Genomic DNA, 19,028 nt, shown 5'->3' on the forward strand with positions numbered 1-19,028 from the left:
CGACTCCACCTGCGGTGGAGCGTGAGGCGGCAGGGTAGGCTCAGTGGCTGTGTCTGACCTCCAAGCCATCGTCAAGGCCTACGACGTCCGAGGCGTCGCCGGCGACCAGCTCGACGAGGACGCGGCGCGCGCTCTCGGCGCCGCGTTCGCCGACGTCGCGGCTGTGCCCGCCGGGAACGCCAGTATCGTTGTGGGGCACGACATGCGCCCTTCCTCACCGTCACTGACCGCGGCGTTCGCCGATGGCGCTGCCTGGCGGGGGGTGGACGTGCTGCACATCGGGCTGTGCTCCACCGACGGGCTCTACTACGCCTCGGGGTCGCGCGGTGTGCCCGGTGCGATGTTCACCGCCAGCCACAACCCGGCTCAGTACAACGGGATCAAGATGTGCCACGCCGGGGCACGCCCGGTCGGCCGTGGCACGGGTCTGGACGACGTGCAGCACCTCGCGCAGCAGTACCTCGATGAGGGTATCCCCGCAGCGGAGCGGCAGGGGAGCATGACCGAGGCTGACCTGCTCGGTGCGTATGCCCACCACCTACGCGAATTAGTCGGACTGGACGGCATCCGCCCGTTGAAGGTGGTGGTCGATGCAGGCAACGGCATGGCTGGGCTCACGGCGGGCGCCGTGTTGGGCACCGAGGCAGGGCTACCTGACCTCGGTCTCGACCTGGTGCCGATGTATTTCGAGCTGGACGGCACCTTTCCCAACCATGAGGCAAACCCGCTCGACCCAGCGAACCTCATTGATCTGCAGACTGCGGTGATCGCGGAGCAGGCCGACATCGGTCTGGCTTTCGACGGAGACGCCGACCGGTGCTTCGTGATCGACGAGCGCGGCGTGGCTGTGAGTCCCTCGGCTGTCACCGCGCTGGTCGGACTGCGCGAGTTGGAGAAGGAGAGCGCCGCAGGTCGCACTGGCACGGTGATCCACAACCTCATCACCTCCCGGGCGGTGCCGGAGCTGGTCGAAGCGGCAGGCGGCCGGGCGGTACAGACTCGTGTGGGCCATTCCTTCATCAAGGCGCAGATGGCCGAGGAGAACGCGGTCTTCGGGGGTGAGCATTCCGCCCACTACTATTTCCGCGACTTCTGGTTCGCTGATACCGGGATGCTCGCCGCGCTGCACGTGCTGCATGCGCTGGGCTCGGGGACGGCCGCGCTGTCCGACCTGTCGGAGATCTACACCCCCTACTACGGCTCCGGGGAGATCAACTCCCGGGTGAGCGAGCCCGAGCAGGCGATCGCCAGGGTGCGGGACGCCTTCGCCGAGGACATTGCCTCCGGCGTCGTGCAGGTCGAGGAGTTCGACGGCGTCACGTTCAGCCACTGGGACGCGGCACCGCGGTGGTGGTTCAACCTGCGCTCCTCCAACACCGAGCCGCTGCTGCGCCTCAACGTGGAGGCGCACGACGAGGACATCCTCGCCAAGATCACCGACGGGGTGCTCGCCGTCGTCCGCGAGGGTCAGGACGAGGAGGAGACCGATGACTAACCCGGCCGCGATACAGCCCGTCGACGAGAGCCTGCTGGCCATCCTGAGGTGCCCGGTCACCGGTGCCCGGCTACGCCCTGGCGCCATGCCCGACGGCGGGCCTGCCCTGATCAGCGAGCACCCGGAGCGTCCGCTCGCCTATCCGGTGCGATCGGGCGTGCCGATCCTGCTGGCGCATGAGAGTGTCGCCCTGAACTGACATCGGGGCCACCAGTTCGGCTACGGCCGTGCCCGGTACGTGACTGCGTTCATCGTTCCATCATCCCGTTCGCCCTCGGCGGCTGTTTCGCCTTGCATGAGGGCGGCACCGACGCCGCCGCCGTGGCAGGAGCGATCGACCGGCTGAACTGGACGCCGTCAGGTCCTGCCACTCCCAGGGCGACACCACTGCTCACAGGGTGCGGTGCGCACTAACCACGACCGAGGGTCCGCCGCACGTGAGACGTGACCGGACGGGTACCTGTTCGGCGCGTGGTGCGGTCCGTGCAGCACTCCGTAGGGCCGGCCCCGGGCCAGGTCCTTGGCGAGGTCGTGGTCGCCCTGCAGCCAGGTCGTCCCCATCGCGCGGTCCAGCGCGGGATGGAACCGTTGCGGGCCACCCGGTGCCCGGGTGATTTCTCCCAGCACAGGTCCGCCAAGGGCGTCGTAGAGGTCGACGCGGGAGAAGCCCAACCCGACTGCGCGGGAAAGGTGCCGAGCGGCGTCGAGCATCTCCTCGAGCTGGGTGGGGACGGCGATGCTCTGGTCGACCGTGAACGCACCGCCCGGTTCGAGGATCTCGTCACCACCGGCGTCGAGGAACCGGTAGCGGCAAGTGTCGAGTGCCGTGGGGTGGTCGATGTGGCGCAGCATGACGAGCAGGATGCGACCGTAACTGGCATAGATCTTCACATCCTCGGGGATCCGGCCGGTCTGGCCGTGGACCTCGATCACACCTTCGGCGAAGAACGGGGGCCGGAATGAGCGGGTCGGTTTCTCGGACGCCATGGCGACGAACTCGGCCCTCGACATCGGCTCGGTGGCGCCGTCGATCAGGTATTGGTCGGAGCCGACCCGGGTCATGATGAACACCCCGTGCCCCCCGGCGCCACCGTCGGACTTGAACACGAACTCGTCCGGGAGATCGTCCAGGCGGACTTCCGCTAGTGTCTCCCACACCTGATAGACCGTCGGAGTGTCGATGCCGTGGGACGCGGCGAGCTGGTAATTGCGGAGTTTTCGCGGGATCTTCATCAGTGGTGTCCACGCCTTCGGGTCGCGCCGGACGGCCATGTCGCACTCCTGCCGGAGCAGGAGCAGGTGGCGACGGAACGAGGGCGCGTCCTCCGCGGAAGGGCCGGCAGCTCGGGGGCGCTGCTGAGCCTGCTGCTGCGCGCTGCCCTCGCGGCTATGGGGCTGGGCATGTTCAGCGAGCCTCGAGCGCAACTGAGCCGTCTCGGCCCGCAGCGCCCGGATCATGTTCTGTTGTGCTCGGAGCTTGTCGTCGCGCCAGGTCAACACTGGGATCGACGTCCGCGCCCATGCCTTCAGCCCTCGCATGGCTGGATCGTTGCATACTGCTCGTGACGGCAGAGGATCGTGCGACCCGAGGCGATGAACGTTCGCCTCGCATTCACCTCCGTGCCACGTCCGCGATCGTCTTGGCGAACTCTGCACCGTCCCGGTGCCAGTTCACCTCGGCCGCCACGTACCGGTACCCGGAGATTGCCATGGCCCGCCGTCGCTCCGGATCACGGGCGAGTTCTCGGAGGGCGGCCGCCGTCGCGAGCACATCGCCGAACGGGACCACCACGCCGCCGCCAGACGTGCGGACGAGGGCGGCCGAACTCTCATTCGGTGTCGTGACCGCGGGTACCCCGTGCGCGAGGTACTCGGCGATCTTCGTGGGCAGCGAGCGCGAGTAGTTCGGCTGGTCGTGCAGCAGTGCCAGCCCTGCGAGCGCTCCATCGAGCAGCTGAACGGCGTCGTCATTGGGGACGAAGCCGAGCCAGGTCAGCTCTCCACGATGCTGTGCGGCCTCCAACTCGGGCTGTATGGTCGCGTCCGCCGTCCCGATCAGGACCAGCTCCAGCTCGGGGACGAGTCGGGCAAGGGTGATCATCTCGCGCCCACCACGAGCTATTGTGATGTTGCCGAGGTACACCACACGTTCGGTACCTGACGGTTGTGGAGGCGTAGCGGGCACCCAGTTCGAGTTGGGGACGACCGGGTGCGTGGTCCGGAACCGCTCGGCGTAGCTGTGCTCGGCCAGGAGTAGCGTGTACCGCCGCTCGGCGAGCTGTTCGGTGAGTCGCACCAGCGCCCGCAACGGTCGGCGCAGCAGGTCCGGGATCCACTCGCGCATCCCGATCGCCGCGCCAGTGTCCTCGTGCACGTCCCACACCACCCGACCGACCCGGGGGCCCAGCCCGGTCACCGAGAGCAGCAGGTCGGGGTCGTGCACCAGCACCACGTCCGCGCCCGCGCCGGCGCGGCGGATCACCTGGCGGGCACGGACTACCGCCCCGAGCCGGCGCCGTCCGCTCGCGCGCGGAACGTCGATGCCACGCACCCCTGATGGCGGCGTGCGCCCGAAGGCCTCGAACGGGGCCGCGTAGGTCACCTGCATCCCCGCGGCAAGCAGTGCAGGGATCTGCCGGTGCCGGATCCTGGCGTCCTCGGGGTCGTGCACCACGGTGACCACCAACACCCGCAGCGGTCTGGAGGAGGCAGCTGGGCTCGGTGCGGTCATCTCACGACTTCTTCTGCAGTGCTTTCCGGTACTCGGCGACGACCTCACGGGCAGGGCCGTCCGCAAGCATGCGGCCCTGGTCCAGCCAGATCGCGCGGTCACACATGCGCTCGATCGACTGCGTGGAGTGACTCACCAGGAAGACCGTGCCGGCATGCTCCCGGATCTCCTCGATTTTGGCTCGGCTTCGGTTCCGGAACGCGGCGTCACCGGTCGCGAGCGCCTCGTCGATCATCAGGATGTCCGGGATGGCGGCCGTGGAGATCGCGAACCGGAGCCGTGCAGCCATTCCCGAGCTGTAGGCCTTCATCGGCAGGTTGATGAAGTCCCCGATACCGGCGAACTCGACGATGTCATCGAAGCGCTCACGCACCTGGTCCGGCGTGAGCCCGAGCGCTAGGCCACCGATCATCACGTTCCGCGCTCCGGTCAGCGCGGGAACCAAGGCCGCGTTCACGCCCAACAGTGCCGTGGTGCCGTCGACGAAGACGCGTCCTTCGCTGATGGGCATCAGCCCGGCGACAGCCCGCAGCAGGGTACTTTTTCCTGCTCCGTTCATCCCGATCAGGCCCACCGACTCGCCGTGCCTGGCCACGAACGAGACGCCACGCACGGCGTGCACCTCGGTGACGGCCCCCACGTGCGCACGAGATCTGTTCACCAGGCGCCGCAGGCGGCCCATCTCGCCCGCGGTGCTCTGTCGCCCACCGAACACGCGGTACTTCACGTGCACGTCGTCGGCGATCACCGCGGGGGTGCCAGGCGCCGGGGGAGGCGCCTGTGGCGGGGCCGGCGCACCCGAGTCCTCGACATCGAGGTCGTCGGCCTCGTGGTCGATCTCGTCGAACTCGCGGTCATCAGTCGCGGCCATAGCGATCCTCCGCCTGCCAGAAGACGATGAAGCCGATGACTGCTGCGCCGACCGCCCATCCGGCGCCCATCAGCCACTGGTCGAGCTGTGGTGTGAACTCCGTGAGCACACTCGACCGGACCAGTGTGAGATAGAGAGCGACCGGCTGGTATTCCATGACGGCTTGGAGCGTGCCCGGAACCGGCGTGGCACCAATGAGGAAGAACACACCGGAGACGTAACGTAGCAGCCTGATGGCCACGGGGATTAGGTTGCGGAGATCCCGGGCTGCGACCACGAGGCGCGCGGCGATCATCGCGACCCCGGCTGAGAACAGGAAGAACATCAGTACCGCGACCGGGAGAAGGAGCCAGGACCAACTGATCGCTTGTTCGGTAATCAGCACGATCACCAGCATGACGCCCAAGGCGGGCATCAACGCTATGGCTTCGGCCAGTGCGACAGAGACCGGCAGGATCGCGCGGGGGAAGTGCAGCGCCCGAACAAGTTGCATGTTGCTGGTGATTGCCGTGGATCCGGACGTGATGGTGGCCGCCATGGCCGAGAAGATGAAGACTCCCACCGTCAGGAATCCAGGATAGTTCTCCACACCGTCGGTGGCGCGCGGGATCAAGTAGTTGAACACGACGAAGTAGACGACCGCGAGTGTGAGCGGGCTGAGCACCGCCCACACCTGACCGAGGTAGTTGTTCTGGTTCTTCCCGTAGGTGCGTGAACTCGCCATCGTCCACAGGAACGCCCGGCGTTCCCACAACTGGCGCATGTACTCGCCCAGCCGCGGCCGGCCACCGATCGGTCGCAGACCGTGCTCGGCGGCCAGGGCGGCCAGCTCCGAGAGCGGTGCCTGCCGTGCTGGCCTGCGCCGGCTCACAGCCGGTGCACCTCCGGCTGCGTGGTGACTCCCCGGGTGTCGAAGAACCGTTGGGCGGCGGAGGTGAGCGTGTCCAAGTCGTAGCTGGCGTGATTCTGCACCAGGATCACCAGGTCCGCTGCCTGGACTGCGTCGTCCAGGTCCGGCACTCGCTCCAGGGACTGGGAAGTGGCGGGGCCGTGCCCGAGATGCCAGGTGTGCACGTTCGGGTCGTGGAACGAGACCTCGGCCCCGCCGGAGATCAGGTGCTCGGCAAGTGGCACAGCAGGGGACTCACGCTGGTCGGCGATGTTCGCCTTGTACGTGACACCCAGCAGCAGCACGTTCGCACCTCGGAGGGCCTTGGCATCCTCGTTGAGCAGGTCCTGCGCGCGGCGGGTCACGTAGGCCGGCATCCCGGAGTTCACTTCCTGTGCGAGCTCGACGAACCGGAACGGATAGCCGAGGCGGGTGCGCACCGTGTAGCTGAGGTAGTTCGGGTCGATCGGAATGCAATGCCCACCCACACCCGGCCCCGGGTAGAAGGCTTGGAAGCCGAATGGTTTGGTCTTCGCCATGTCGATCACGTTCCACAGATCGATCCCGAGCTCGTGGCAGAACCTGGCCATCTCGTTCACCAGCGCGATGTTGATGTGCCGGTACGTGTTCTCCAGGAGCTTGGACGTCTCGGCCTCACGAGTTCCCTTGGCGGGAACGACTGTGTCGATGAAGCGTGAGTAGAAGGCGGTGGCCTTCTCCGTGCACGCAGGGGAGACGCCGCCGACCACCTTCGGCGTGTTCTTGATGCCATAGATGGCGTTGCCGGGGTCGATCCGCTCGGGGGAGAAGGCCAGGTGAACGTCCGTGCCGACCTGGAGACCGCCGTCTTCCAGCACTGGCTGCACGATCTCTTCGGTGGTGCCGGGCCAGGTGGTGGACTCCAGCACGACCAGCAGGCCCGGGTGCACGTGCCGCGCAATCGTCCCGACGGCCCCGGTGACGGCGCCCAGGTCCGGAGCGCCGTCCTGGGCAAGCGGGGTGGGAACACAGACGACGACGACGTCTGCCTCGTCGATCACGGCTTCGTCGGTGGTCGCCCGGAAGCCGGCAGACAGCATCTCCGTGATGTCCTCGTCGCTCAGATCATCGATGTGGGAACGGCCGAGGTTCAGGCCCTCCACCACCGGAGCGCTGATGTCGAACCCGACGACTGCCAGGCCTTGGCGTGCTGCCTCTTGAGCGAGGGGAAGGCCGACATAGCCGAGACCCAGAACGACGACATCTACTGACACTGAACTGCTCCCTCAGACGATGAGTGCGTCGATGACCGCACGCGGACAGCATACGGGGCACAGGTCAATGCAGAAGGACAACCACGTCCCACCCTGTCGCGGCGTTCGTTCACGGATCCGGTGAGTCGAGGACAGAAGCAGTGCCGAACGCTGGATGGTGGAGAAGCCCGATCCACTGCTCGCGCACGTTGCGCAGAAAATGCACCGTCTGCGCGGGCCAGGTGTGCGCGTTCGGATCGCTTCGACGAACGTAGATATAGCCGATGTCGTGCGGTTGATACACCGTGCCCTGGTGCTCGGCGACCGACCGCAGGAGAGCGGTGTCGACCGCTCGGGGTACCGGCGACCAGCCGCCAACTGCGCGCAGATCCGCGGCGGCTATGGTCATGGTGCTGCCAGCCACCCGGTGTGTGAAGGATTCGCGGGCACCGTAGACACGGCGCACCGTCGTGTCCAGTGCCTCGAGGTGGACGACCGTGGTCATCTTGCCCACCAAGGTCGCGCCGGAGTAGCAGTGGGCGGCCGCGAGGTCCCACAGGTGCTCGGGAGCAAAGTAGTCGTCGTCGTCGACCTTGCAGATCAGTTCGCCGGAGGCGGCGGCGCAGGCGTGGTTGAGCACCTCGCCGAAGATGGTGTCCGCATCGAACTCCAGCACGACGAGTGGGCGGCCGGCGGCGGCCTCGGTGAGCCCGGGCGGTGGTGGGCAGCCGTGCAGCGCCACCACGATCTCCAATTCGTCGTAGTGCATCGCCGCAACCTGAGCGACCATCTGTGCCACCAACTCTGGGCGGCGGCTCGGCAGGACGGCGCTCATCGACGGTAGGCGCCCGAGTAGTGGACGAATGGCCGCGCGTCGCTGCTCGACAGCGCGGATGTCCCAGGCCAACTCACCGACGGTCCCTTCGTCCCGCCCAGCCGGGATGTGCGCCGCCAGGGCCGGGTCGAGTGCTGCGCGTACGGCGTCGTCGCTGAGTCCATGCACGTACGTCCCTCGAGCAGCGGCCCGGTGCAGCAGTTGGGCGGCGGCGGCGCTGCTCTCGGCGGGGGGCGATCCGGTCACCTCGAGAGCGTGCAGCGAATCGAGTCCGCTCAAGGCGCGGTCCGACGCTCCGGCCCAGGCCAAGGAACGCCGTCCGATCCGACATCGCGCACCGAGTTCGACGGTTCCTCGACGCATCATTCCGGAGTCGGGAACCCGGCCGACCGGGTTGTCGCTCCGGATATCCATCTGGCTGAGTATAGGCATCGTCATCACGCCCTTCGCCTAGGATGCCCGGGTGAGTTCAGTGACCGTAGTTCTCGCGGACGTCCGTGGTCTGAGCCTCGGGGACGCTGCCTTGGTGCTGGAAACCTTGTGTGGCCAGGCCGACCGCGTCGCCGCACGCTGTGATGCAACCGTGCGAGGCCCCCTTGCCGAGAAGTTCCCCGAGGCCGTCGGCGTGGCGTGGGACGTGCCGATGGACGGCCACGTGCTGATGGTGACCGCCCCTGTGGCTTTCGGTCCGGGAGCAGTCGCGAGCCTCGTGCAGCGCGCAGCCGTGCCCGGGCGGATCGTGACCAGGGTGTTTCTCCCGGACAGCGGTGGGTCGAGCATGATCGCCCTGTGGTCGGCCGAGTGGTTGACCGAGCATGGAATCGACGGCGATCGTCTCCCGGAGCTTGGCCTCACCTTCGACAACGCACACCTTCCGCACGACCACCCACAGGCTCGTGCTTGGATTCCGGCGGATGAGGTAGGGGTGGTCCCGACGTCGGAAGTCGGCCCTGATCTTGAGGCGTGGGCTCGGGCGGAACGGAATCGTGTGCGCCGACAGTCTCGTTGGTCCGGTGTCCGCGCCAGATTGGGGACCGTGCGGCGCGAGCTACGACTGCTGCGCCAGCGTCGGGCGCACCGGCGCCGGACAGCCGCGGGGACCGGGGTGCGCGCCCCCTGATCGGGCTGCTCGCGATCAGCGCACGCGGTACAGCCACGGGGCGATGGACTCGCGGACGGCTCGGTACTGCGGTGAGGCGCCGCGCAGCAGATGCTCGACCGGGCGGTGGCCGCGCAAGGTGCCAGGATCGAGCTCGTCGGTGAAGAGCAGTTCGCTGGCCGAACCGGGCTGGGCACGGGTGCGCAGGTCTGGAAACGCCGGGCCGGGTTTAGCGTGATGGGGCGGCCCGGTCGGGGCCGCCCCATCAGCTGCCAAGGCGGTCACCCGCTCGGCGATCGCGCGACCACCGGTGGCGGGTTCCAACGCGCTCATCTGCCGCCGCAGGCGGTCGCGCGTCCGTTCATCGAGGAGGTCACGCACCGCCTCGGACAGCGTGGTGCGCACCTCTAGCGCCATCCCACGGGCAGCAGCGCCCGCGGCCCGAGCCTCCTGGTCGTCAGTGGCGTGAGAGGTGCTCGGCACCAGCAGCGTCGGCACCTCGGCAGTCAGTAGTTCGTGCACGCCGTTGTAGCCGGCAGCGCTGACCGCGCCGTCGAAGGCGGCGAGGTAGCGAGCCAACGGGTAGATGTCCTCCAGGGCGACCACACGGTCACCGTCTCCGGCCACGGTGTGCCGGGCGATCGACTGCCGGGTCACGGCGATCACCCAGTCGTCTCCGGCGGCCGCCACCGTCTCCAGCACGGCCGCGGCGGTGGCATCGACGGACCCGAGCGCCCCTGACCCGGGTGCGAGCAGGAGCACCGGCCGGTCCTGAGGCAGCCCGAGCACCTCCCGGGCCTCGTGCCGGGACAACGCGGGGAGCACGTCGGTGAGGCTGACCGCGCCCGGGATCCGGACGGCGTCGGAACGACCTCGGGTGGGGCCGCGGTCGGCGTGGGCGGCGACGTCGCCCGGTTCCAGGGTGAGGTCGAAATGCCGGGAGGCGTCCAGGCGCTCGGCGGGCGCGCTCGGACGCCACAAGCCGCGCCGGACCCATGCGAACTTCGTCCCCGGGAGCTCGGCGCGCGCCTGGACCAGCCCTGGGTACGGGGCCACACCGTCGAACACCAGAGCCTGAGCACCGGTCTCGGTCGCCAGCGCCACCAGCCGATCGCGCAGGTACGGGTCCCAGCGGTAGGACCGCCACCGTCGGCGGACCGGCGCCCGCCAGCCCGCCGGGAGCCAGCCGGACTCCCAGCTGGGCCCGTACTCGAACCGCAGATCCCGCTCTGCAGCCCCGGGGAGCCCGCCGTGCTCGGAGGCCCGCATCACCCTGGGGAGAGCTCGCGAGAGGGAGAACATGACGGTGTCGAAATGGTGCGGACCGCTCAGCGCGGTGGTCACCTGGCGGGAGAGGTGCCCCATCCCGACACCGTTGCTGGTCATCAGGATCACTACGGGACGTCCGCTCGCCATAGGCCCGAGGGTAGCCGTGTGCCGATCGGTAATGCGTCGCTGTACCTCCCGATCACCATAAGGTGGACCGCTATGCGGCTCCGTCCAGTGTGCGAGTTCATCGACCATTCCGCGGGTCGACTGCTCGTGCACGTCCACCTGCGTGGGAGCGACGAGTCGCCAGAGAGCAGCTTTCGGCTACGCCTGCGGTCGCGCACGGGGTACGTGGCGGCGACAGTGGAGGCCCCAGTTGCCGAGCGAGTGAACACGGTGGGACGGCGGTCGTTCGCTGCGCTCGCGTTCGCTGTTCCAATCGAGCGGGTCCCCGACGGCGGCTTCAGGCTCGAGGTGGCCCGCACCGGGAGCACGACATGGGTACCGGTGGGCACCAGCCCGGGGCTGCTGGCGAGTTCGCGCCTGATGACTGTGGGAGCCAGACGAATGCAGGTATTCCCGGCCGCCGGGCGTTCTGCTACCTGGGTGAGGTTCTCCTCCTGGACACGCTGGGCCCGGGTGGTCTGGGCGTTCCGCAACGTGCTGCGGGACCTCGCGTTCATCCTGTATCTGCGCCGTTTCTGGTGGGTGCGCCCGGTGCGTGCGCTCACTCGTCCGTTCGTGCCACGTGGGGAGATCTGGCTGATCGGTGAGCGCGCCGAGACTGCGCGGGACAATGGCCGCGCACTCTTCGCATACCTGCGCCAGAACAGACCTGCGGCTCCGATCTACTACACGATCGACAAGGACTCGCCGATGGTCGGGGCAGTCGCCTCACTGGGCCACGTGGTCTGGCGCTCCTCGCTGCGGCACCGGATCTTGATGTTGCATGCCTCCGTGCTGGCAAATGCCTACTCGATCAAGCACATGTTGCCGAGCCGATGGCGGCCCGGCGCCTACATGAACCAGTGCGCGTGGCGTGTCGGCGCAAAGCGGGTCTACCTCAAGCACGGCGTGCACCTGAGTCCGGACGCGCTCAAGCGCGCGAATGGTGGCTATGACCTTCTGCTGAGCGTGGGGCCGGCGGAAACTGCGGCGATGTCCGCGACCTCGGGGTATCGAGGCCGTCACCTGCGTGAGACGGGACTGGCGCGCTATGACAATCTCCGACCGGAGCGTCCGAGCCGAACCGTGCTGTTCATGCCCACTTGGCGGCGCTATCTGGTACCTACGCTCTTCGGCAGTGCCTCCGACGCACAGGTGGCATACCCGGGGTCCACGTACCAGGAGTTCGTCGACGGGTTTCTGGGGGATCCCCGACTTGCCCACGTACTGCAGGCGTACGACCTCCGCCTCGCCGTCGTGCCGCACTACAACCTGGCGTCCCTGCTGCGCCCCGAGCAACTCGCCAGCCAGCGGATCGAGATACTGGACGGTGCGAGCGCGGACATTCCTGGTCTGCTGCGCAGTTCCGCGATGTTGCTCACCGACTACTCGTCGGTGCAGTTCGACGTTGCCTACGTGGGCGCTCCGGTCGTCTACGCACAGTTCGACCGCGAGGAGTACGCGGCGGGGCACGGCGGCACTGGATGGTTCGACACGGTTCGGGACGGGTTCGGACCCCAGGTGACCACAGTGTTGGGGGCGATCGAGGCGATCGAACGCTACGCCGTCGCCGATTTCGAGCGTGAGGAGAAGTACGCGGAAAGGGTGGCCCGAATCTTCGCCTACCAGGACCGGGAGAATTGTGCACGGATCGCCGCGGCGATCGACGCGATCGACTGATCCTCCTACTGCTAGCGCTGCGGGAACTCGCAGGTTACTGAAGGTCCGCCTGGCGTGGCGGAACTGCAGATGGTGAGAGGGCGGGCAGTGTATTGTCGGGCTCTGCCTGCGAGGTGTGAACGATGTTGGCCGTACGGGTCACGCCGAGCAACGGAGCGCGAGGCACTGAGTCGACGAACCAGGACAGAGTGTGACGACTAACAACAGCCCCGGTGAATCCACCACGATCGAGCCGGAGGACGAGCACCTGGGGCAGACGCTCAAGGTAGCCTCGGAGCACCGCCGTTCCCTCCGGATCGGCCGGGCCCGCAGGGGCGGGTTGCAGGTGAGCGTGCTCGTGGTGTTCCTGGCCGCCTGGTGGGCCGTCGCGGCCATGCAAGTGGTCAACCCGCTCTACCTGCCGTCCCCGGGTGCGGTGTGGGACGCGTTCGTGCAATCCAACTCCTGCCGCGCCGTGAGCGAGACCCGCACCATCTGCGGTGAGCAGAACTACTACATGTGGGAGCACCTCCTCGCCTCCCTGCAGCGTATTGCGGTCGGGGTGGGAATCGCCGTCCTGCTCGGGCCGTTGGCTGGGTTCCTGATGGCGACGGTGAGGTGGCTGAACACCGCGCTGGAACCGTACCTGAACTTTTTGCGCTCGCTGCCGCCGCTCGGATACATCGGCCTGTTGATCGTCTGGTTCGGTATCGGGGACACCTCGAAGAACTGGCTGCTCTTCCTGGCCGCCTTCCCGCCGATCGTGATCGCCACGATCAATGGGGTGCGCGGGGTGCGCCAGGACAGCGTGCACGCCGCACTGTCCATGGGCGCCAACCGCTGGCAGGTGGGCACCTCAGTGATCCTGCCGTCCGCGCTGCCCGAGGTGATCGCGGGTATCAGGATCGCCACTGGCTTTGCCTGGACGTGTGTGGTCGCGGCGGAACTGAACGCAGGGATCCCCGGTATCGGCGGTCTCGCCTACACCTCCGGTCAGCAGCTGCAGACGGCACTGACCATCGCCTGCATCATCGTCATCGGTCTCGCGGCCGTTGCGCTCGATGCGTTGATCAAGTATCTCGGCAACCTGGCCGTGCCATGGCACGGGAAAGCCTGACCGAAGGAGTTCTCATGACCCAGTCCCGCGTCCGTATCCTGAGTCTTGCTGCCCTGGTTGGCGCCGCCGCTCTCGCACTCTCCGGGTGTGTGGACTCCGGCCGCACCGACAACCCGGACAGCGAGCAGGGTGGCGCCTCCGGCGAGTGCCCGGTGGAGGTGAACGAGGAGGTCACCACCTCGGCGCGGCTTGCCTACCAGCCGATCCCGAACGGTGACCTGGTGGTCCGGGACCTCGGGTGGCTGGAGGCCTGTATGCCGAACGCCGAGATCACCTGGGACCAGTTCAGCTCCGGCGGTGAGGTGGTGCGGGCGTTCGGCACCGACTCAGTCGACGTCGGGCTCGCTGGCTCCAGCCCCACCACGAAGTCCCTCTCTCCGCCGATCAGCAACGACCTTCAAGTCATCTGGATCCACGACGTCATCGGTGAGGCCGAGTCGCTCGTGGTGCAGCAGAACGTGGACGCGGGCAGCTTGCCCGAACTGGAAGGGATGCGAGTGGCCGTTCCGTTCGCCTCCACGGCGCATTACTCCTTGCTCGCGGCGCTCGACCGGGAGGGGATGACGCCGTCGGACGTCGAGCTGATCAACCTCTCCCCGGACGCGATGCTGGCAGCCTGGGAACGGGAGGAGATCGACGCCGCCTGGGTGTGGGCGCCGACGCTGCAGCAGCTGCTCGAGACCGGCGAGATCGTGCTGTCTGCCGCGGATACCGCTGAGGAGGCGCCGACCTTCGACCTCGCTGCCGCGACCACGGCGTTCGTGGAGGAGAACCCGGACTTCATGGAGGTCTGGACCGCCGTGCAGAACGAAGCGGTCACGATGATCAACGACGATCCGGACACCGCCGCCGCGTCGATCGCCGTGCAGCTCGGCATCACCCCCGAGGAGGTGCTCTCCCAGTTCGACGGCTACCTCTACCTCAGTGCCAGCGAGCAGTCTGGAGAACAGTACTTCGGTGGCACTCTCGGCCAGAACCTCATCGACACCGCCGACTTCCTCGTCACCCAGCAGGAGATCGACGAGGTGAACCCGCCCGAGGAATACGAGAACGCCATCTACACCGATGCGATCGACGCGGTGGCCGGTCAGTGAGCCTCATCCTCGACCAGGTCTCCCAGCGATACATCACCGACGGCGGGGAAGTGGTGCACGCCCTCGCGGACACCACCTTGACCGTGGACACCGGCTCCTTCGTGTGTGTCGTCGGCCCGTCCGGATGCGGCAAGACCACGCTTCTGAAGATCCTTGCCGGCTTCCTCAAGCCCACCGGGGGCCAGGCATCCGTCGACGACGAGCCGATTACTGCCCCGTCCTGGAAGCGTGGCGTGGTCTTCCAACATGCGAACCTCTACCCGTGGCTGACCGTCCGCAAGAACGTGGAGCTCGGGCTCCGGTTCCGAGGGATCGCCCCGGCGAAGCGCCGTGAGGTCGCCGAGGAGTGCTTGGCGCTTGTCGGGCTGGTCGGGTTCGAGGACAAGAAGACCTATGAGTTGTCCGGCGGGATGCAGCAGCGCACTCAGATCGCCCGGGTGCTGGCCAATGACCCGGAGATCATCCTGATGGACGAGCCCTTCGGGGCGCTTGACGCGCTCACCCGGGAGCGGCTTCAGATGGACTTGCTGCGGATCTCACGGGAGCGGCGCAAGACCGTGTTCTTCATCACGCATAGCGTGGAGGAGGCGGTCTTCCTTGGTGACCGGGTGCTGGTGATGAGTCCCCGACCTGGTCGGGTTGTTCTCGACGAAGAGGTGCGGATCTCGCAGACGTACGGCCGACTCCTGCCCGGGAAGGAACTGCGATCCACCCCCGAGTTCGTCGAGTTGCGGGACAGGATCGCCGATCAGATCTACGAGGGGCAGGAACTGTAACCGCGGTGGTGCCACGCGCCTGAAAGCACGTGGTGTGCGCTCGCACCTGGGTGGTACGACGCCCGGTCGCGCCAGGTTCAGCGAGCGTGACTATTCTGTGACCTTTGCGGACGTTCGAGGCTGCTGGCCTTGAACCGCGTCGGTGTCTGTCGAGTGAAGGATTGTGTGTGGTGTCGAAGTCTGCGGTTGCTGGTTCTGTGGGTGAGGGGGCTTCGAGTGGTGTGCGTGGGGGTGGGGGGTTTCGGCCTGATATTGAGGGGTTGAGGGCTGTTGCGATTGGTCTGGTGCTGCTGTATCACGCTGAGGTGGTGGAGTTGGTTCCGGGTGGGTTTGTGGGGGTTGATGTTTTCTTTGTGATCTCGGGGTTTTTGATCACGGGGTTGTTGATCCGGGAGCTGGAGCGGTCGGGTCGGGTGTCGTTGGGCCGGTTTTATGCGCGGCGGGCGAAGCGGTTGTTGCCGGCGACGGGTGTGGTGCTGGTGGTCACGGCGGTGTTGACGTGGCTGAGTGTGTCGGTGGTGCAGTGGCGTGTTTTCGGTGGGGACATCGTGGGTGCGGCGTTGTATGTGGTGAATTGGGTGTTGGCTGGTCGGTCGGTGGATTATCTGGCTGAGGATGTGGGGGTTTCGCCGGTTCAGCATTTCTGGTCGTTGGCGGTGGAGGAGCAGTTCTACATCGTGTGGCCGTTGTTGTTGGTGCTGGTGGGGTGGTGGGTGCGTCGGCGCACGCATGCGCGGTTGCGGCCGGTGATGGCGGTGGCGATCGGTGTGGTGATCGTGCCCTCGTTTGTGATCTCGTTGGTGTGGACGGCGTCGAATCCGGCGGTGGCGTTCTTTGTGACTCCGACGCGGTTGTGGGAGTTGGGGATTGGGGCGTTCGTGGCGATTGGTGCGCCGTTGTGGCCTCGGGTGCCGGCGCGGGTGGCCTGGGTGTTGGGGTGGTTTGGTCTGGTTGCGGTGGTGGTCAGTGCGGTGGTGCTGACTGAGCAGGTGGCGTGGCCGGGGTATGCGGCGTTGTGGCCGACGGTGGCCACGGCGTTGGTGATCGTGGCCGGGTTCACGAGTGGTCGGTGGGGTGCTGCGTCGTTGTTGGCGTGGAAGCCGGCGGTGTGGGTCGGTGGGTTGTCGTACTCGTTGTATTTGTGGCATTGGCCGTTGTTGGTGACGGCGACGAATCTGTGGGGTGAGCTTGGGGGGAAGAAGGGGTTGCTGGTGGCGGCGGCTTCGTTCGTGCCGGCGTATCTGAGTTATCGGTTGGTGGAGAATCCGTTGCGGTTCTCGAAGGGGTTGTCGGGCTCGAACAGGTTGTCGTTGTCGTTGGGTGGGAACTTCACGTTGGTGGGGGTGGTGGCTGGTCTGGTGTTGGTGCTTGCGGTGCCGACCTCGACGACGAACCCAGAGCAGGACCAGGCAGCCGGAGCGCAGGCCCTTGACGGTCAGGAGGCTCAGCGGGACGCCGGTGAGGGCGGAGCCGATGGTGGGGCTGATGGAGACGCGACTGAGGCGCCACCGCCAGGTTCAGTCGGATCGCTGGCCGACGTGGAGTGGTTCACCCCGCAGCCGGCGGAGGCCACCGCCTCGGTCCCGTCGGCCTACGACGACGACTGCCAGCAGAATCAAGAGTCGGCTGAGGTCGTCGTCTGCGAGTACGGGGACCTGGAGAGCGAGACCGTCGTCGTCGTGGTGGGCGATTCGAAGATCCTGCAATGGCAGTCCGCGATCGAGGCGATCGCCGAGGACGAAGGGTGGCACGTCATCTCGATGACCAAGTCCGCATGCGGCTTCCACGCCGGAATGCAGGTCGCGAACGGAGGGCCGTATACCAGTTGTGCCGAGTGGAACGAGAATGTCCTGGCACAGATCCTCGAGATCGACCCGGACGCCGTCCTCACCTCCCAGCGTGTGACGACGGCGTTGGAGGACGCGACCAATGATGAGACACGATCGACGCAGGCGATGGAGGATGCCATCACTGAACAGTGGTCCGCCGTGGCCGACGCCGACATTCCACTGATCGCGCTGCTGGACAACCCCAGTCCAGGAATGCAGGAATACGACGCCGTGTACGAGTGCGTGGCCGAGAACATGGACTCTCTCGAGGAGTGCACCTTCTCCCGCCAGGAGGGCTATGAGTCGTCATCCGCACCGTTGCAGCAGGCCGCGGCCGAGCGAGTCAGCGGTGTGCACATCGTGGACATGACCGAGCACATCTGCCCGGGCGAGACCTGTGTTCCGGTGATCGGCAACATCCTGGTCTATCGCCAGACATCACACCTGACGGATGCGTACGTACGGACGCTGCAGCGTCAGCTGGCCGAACAGCTCGTGCCCGCTGTTGCGTCGGCGAATTCTTGAGCTTGGTCTGCTGTCCGGCCAGGGATTTCATGAGATAGGGTGCTGATAAATCGCGGACCAACCCGAGAGATTGGCGACGAAATGATCATGAGAACGTGGCGGCAGCGCGCCATTCTTGCAGTCATGGTCACGAGCGGATTGTTGGGCGTGACTGCGAGCATATTCGACTGGCCGAGAACTACGCTGGCGGTGCTCGTCGTTTTGGCAACCGTGATAGCAGTCATCGGCTTTGAAAGCAGGATTCGTCAACGCCAGTTGCGCTCTCGCGCCGGTCGTCTGCAAGCATCTGTACGGCGGGTGGAGATCGCCCAGGACCGGCGACTGGAGGAAGCGGTCCGTGAACGCGTGCTCGCTGAGCAGGAACGCGACGCTGCGCGTGCTGAACTGAGCCGCTGGGACGATGTGAACCGAGTGTCGTATCGTCAGTCGATTCGGCAGTACCTCCGAGTTGTCCGGGCAGAGAACGACATGCAACCCGCGGTCCGGACGTCCGCTCGACTGCTGCGCTTTAAGTTGCGCAACCTCGAGTTCGCTGCCAGTCACGGCATTGGCGTACCCGATGTGTACCGAGTGTGGCCTGACCTCACCTCCATGGAGCTGAACGACCTCCCGGATCGATTCGTCCTGAAGGCAGACGGCGGCGACAGTGCGACGGCTGTGCTCCCGTTGCAGAGGATCGGTGCCGACTCGTATCAGCTGGTCGGTCAGGAGCGCGTGTTCACCACTGCTGAACTTCGGCTGCGCCTCGCCCAGCGCAGCGCGCGCGCCCAGCCTCCGTTCTTCGCCGAGGAATTGCTCGTCGGGACTGACGGGCGAGCCATTCCCAACGATCTCAAGTGCTATATGTTCTACGGGCACGTCGGGCATGTACTCGTTCGCCGGGTAGGAAGACATGGGGTCCCGTCGACGAACCGGTTGAAGTTCGTGGACGAGCACGGTCAGGAGTTCGGACGGGTCGCTGAGGGGCGGCGGCACAGTCGCATCCTCGAGCTCCCGCACGCCTGGTCGGACACGATCGAGGCTGCGCGGCATCTCTCGCGTGCGGTGGGTCTGCCGTTCTGCCGGGTGGATCTGTATGAGACGACCCGTGGGATCGTCCTCGGTGAGATCACGCGTGCCCCGAGCGGCGGGAACGAGCGCTTCGTCGAGCATCATGACGAGATGCTCGGGCGCAGGTGGGTTGGTGCGCAGGCACGGCTCGAGATCGATCTGGCCTCGGGGCGCCCGGCGGGCGCGCTCTTCGGTCCCCATGCCGACCTGCACTTGTATCCGGAGCTTGAAGGGGCGCATCCGGCAGGCTCGGCGACACGGGCGATGGTCGACTGCGCAACATGGTGCGGAGAGCACACGTCGCAATGAGCGTGCCTGCTGTGGAGTCTCGGACGAGTCGTGGTTCGGGTGGGGGGTTTCGGCCTGATATTGAGGGGTTGAGGGCTGTTGCG

General features: G+C 66.8%; 16 protein-coding genes. 9 read left to right on the top strand and 7 right to left on the bottom strand.

Features of this window, described 5'->3' with window-relative positions:
- Nucleotides 1–49 precede the first annotated feature (49 nt).
- Together BLU77_RS20425 and BLU77_RS20430 are read left to right on the top strand one after the other, a co-directional pair.
- On the top strand, nucleotides 50–1,495 hold the full coding sequence (locus BLU77_RS20425) for a phosphomannomutase/phosphoglucomutase (RefSeq protein ID WP_089775217.1): 1,446 nt from the start codon (nucleotides 50–52) through the stop codon (nucleotides 1,493–1,495).
- The gene (locus BLU77_RS20430) at nucleotides 1,488–1,694 is read left to right on the top strand and encodes a Trm112 family protein (RefSeq protein WP_089775219.1); all 207 of its coding nucleotides are present in this window, start codon (nucleotides 1,488–1,490) and stop codon (nucleotides 1,692–1,694) included. The genes BLU77_RS20425 and BLU77_RS20430 overlap by 8 nt, the downstream gene beginning before the upstream one ends.
- Before the next feature lie 158 nt (nucleotides 1,695–1,852).
- On the opposite strand, the gene BLU77_RS20435 is transcribed toward BLU77_RS20430, so the two are convergent.
- From BLU77_RS20435 to BLU77_RS20460, 6 genes are all read right to left on the bottom strand, one after another.
- A complete protein-coding gene (locus tag BLU77_RS20435; RefSeq protein ID WP_089775221.1) occupies nucleotides 1,853–3,034 on the bottom strand; it encodes an ATP-grasp fold amidoligase family protein in 1,182 nt (393 codons plus the stop codon).
- A 73-nt stretch (nucleotides 3,035–3,107) separates the two neighbouring features.
- The gene (locus BLU77_RS20440; protein WP_245708968.1) at nucleotides 3,108–4,226 is read right to left on the bottom strand and encodes a glycosyltransferase family protein; all 1,119 of its coding nucleotides are present in this window, start codon (nucleotides 4,224–4,226) and stop codon (nucleotides 3,108–3,110) included.
- 1 nt (nucleotide 4,227) lies between these two features.
- Nucleotides 4,228–5,097, bottom strand: coding sequence for an ABC transporter ATP-binding protein (locus BLU77_RS20445; RefSeq protein ID WP_089775223.1), 870 nt, complete (start codon nucleotides 5,095–5,097; stop codon nucleotides 4,228–4,230).
- The gene (locus BLU77_RS20450) at nucleotides 5,084–5,968 is read right to left on the bottom strand and encodes an ABC transporter permease (protein WP_245708969.1); all 885 of its coding nucleotides are present in this window, start codon (nucleotides 5,966–5,968) and stop codon (nucleotides 5,084–5,086) included. Before BLU77_RS20450 ends, BLU77_RS20445 begins: the two co-directional genes overlap by 14 nt.
- Nucleotides 5,965–7,239, bottom strand: a complete 1,275-nt coding sequence (locus tag BLU77_RS20455) for a nucleotide sugar dehydrogenase (protein WP_089775225.1) — start codon at nucleotides 7,237–7,239, stop codon at nucleotides 5,965–5,967. Before BLU77_RS20455 ends, BLU77_RS20450 begins: the two co-directional genes overlap by 4 nt.
- A 109-nt stretch (nucleotides 7,240–7,348) precedes the next feature.
- Nucleotides 7,349–8,467 carry a glycosyltransferase family 2 protein gene (locus BLU77_RS20460; RefSeq protein ID WP_175477260.1) on the bottom strand — a complete coding sequence of 373 codons (1,119 nt, stop codon included), beginning with the start codon at nucleotides 8,465–8,467 and terminating at the stop codon, nucleotides 7,349–7,351.
- Nucleotides 8,468–8,516: 49 nt separating this feature from the next.
- Between BLU77_RS20460 and BLU77_RS20465 the strand changes: the two genes are divergently transcribed.
- A complete protein-coding gene (locus tag BLU77_RS20465) occupies nucleotides 8,517–9,173 on the top strand; it encodes a hypothetical protein (protein WP_139177870.1) in 657 nt (218 codons plus the stop codon).
- A gap of 15 nt (nucleotides 9,174–9,188) precedes the next feature.
- Here the strand turns inward: BLU77_RS20465 and BLU77_RS21905 are convergent, their stop codons facing one another.
- Complete coding sequence (locus tag BLU77_RS21905) at nucleotides 9,189–10,568, bottom strand: glycosyltransferase (protein ID WP_175477261.1); 1,380 nt, start codon at nucleotides 10,566–10,568, stop codon at nucleotides 9,189–9,191.
- A gap of 72 nt (nucleotides 10,569–10,640) precedes the next feature.
- Here BLU77_RS21905 and BLU77_RS20475 point away from each other — a divergent pair, with 72 nt between their 5' ends.
- From BLU77_RS20475 to BLU77_RS20500, 6 genes are all read left to right on the top strand, one after another.
- Nucleotides 10,641–12,266 carry a CDP-glycerol glycerophosphotransferase family protein gene (locus BLU77_RS20475; RefSeq protein WP_175477262.1) on the top strand — a complete coding sequence of 542 codons (1,626 nt, stop codon included), beginning with the start codon at nucleotides 10,641–10,643 and terminating at the stop codon, nucleotides 12,264–12,266.
- 190 nt (nucleotides 12,267–12,456) lie between these two features.
- On the top strand, nucleotides 12,457–13,362 hold the full coding sequence (locus BLU77_RS20480) for an ABC transporter permease (RefSeq protein ID WP_245708970.1): 906 nt from the start codon (nucleotides 12,457–12,459) through the stop codon (nucleotides 13,360–13,362).
- 14 nt (nucleotides 13,363–13,376) lie between these two features.
- On the top strand, nucleotides 13,377–14,456 hold the full coding sequence (locus BLU77_RS20485; protein ID WP_175477263.1) for a taurine ABC transporter substrate-binding protein: 1,080 nt from the start codon (nucleotides 13,377–13,379) through the stop codon (nucleotides 14,454–14,456).
- Nucleotides 14,453–15,232 (top strand): ABC transporter ATP-binding protein, encoded by a 780-nt coding sequence (locus BLU77_RS20490; RefSeq protein ID WP_089775235.1) that lies wholly within the window; start codon nucleotides 14,453–14,455, stop codon nucleotides 15,230–15,232. Before BLU77_RS20485 ends, BLU77_RS20490 begins: the two co-directional genes overlap by 4 nt.
- A gap of 221 nt (nucleotides 15,233–15,453) precedes the next feature.
- Nucleotides 15,454–17,586, top strand: coding sequence for an acyltransferase family protein (locus BLU77_RS20495; RefSeq protein ID WP_281242126.1), 2,133 nt, complete (start codon nucleotides 15,454–15,456; stop codon nucleotides 17,584–17,586).
- 297 nt (nucleotides 17,587–17,883) lie between these two features.
- On the top strand, nucleotides 17,884–18,945 hold the full coding sequence (locus BLU77_RS20500; RefSeq protein ID WP_175477265.1) for an ATP-grasp fold amidoligase family protein: 1,062 nt from the start codon (nucleotides 17,884–17,886) through the stop codon (nucleotides 18,943–18,945).
- The last annotated feature ends 83 nt before the right edge of the window (nucleotides 18,946–19,028 follow it).

The sequence above is a fragment of the Ruania alba genome (assembly GCF_900105765.1).
GTDB lineage: Bacteria > Actinomycetota > Actinomycetes > Actinomycetales > Beutenbergiaceae > Ruania > Ruania alba.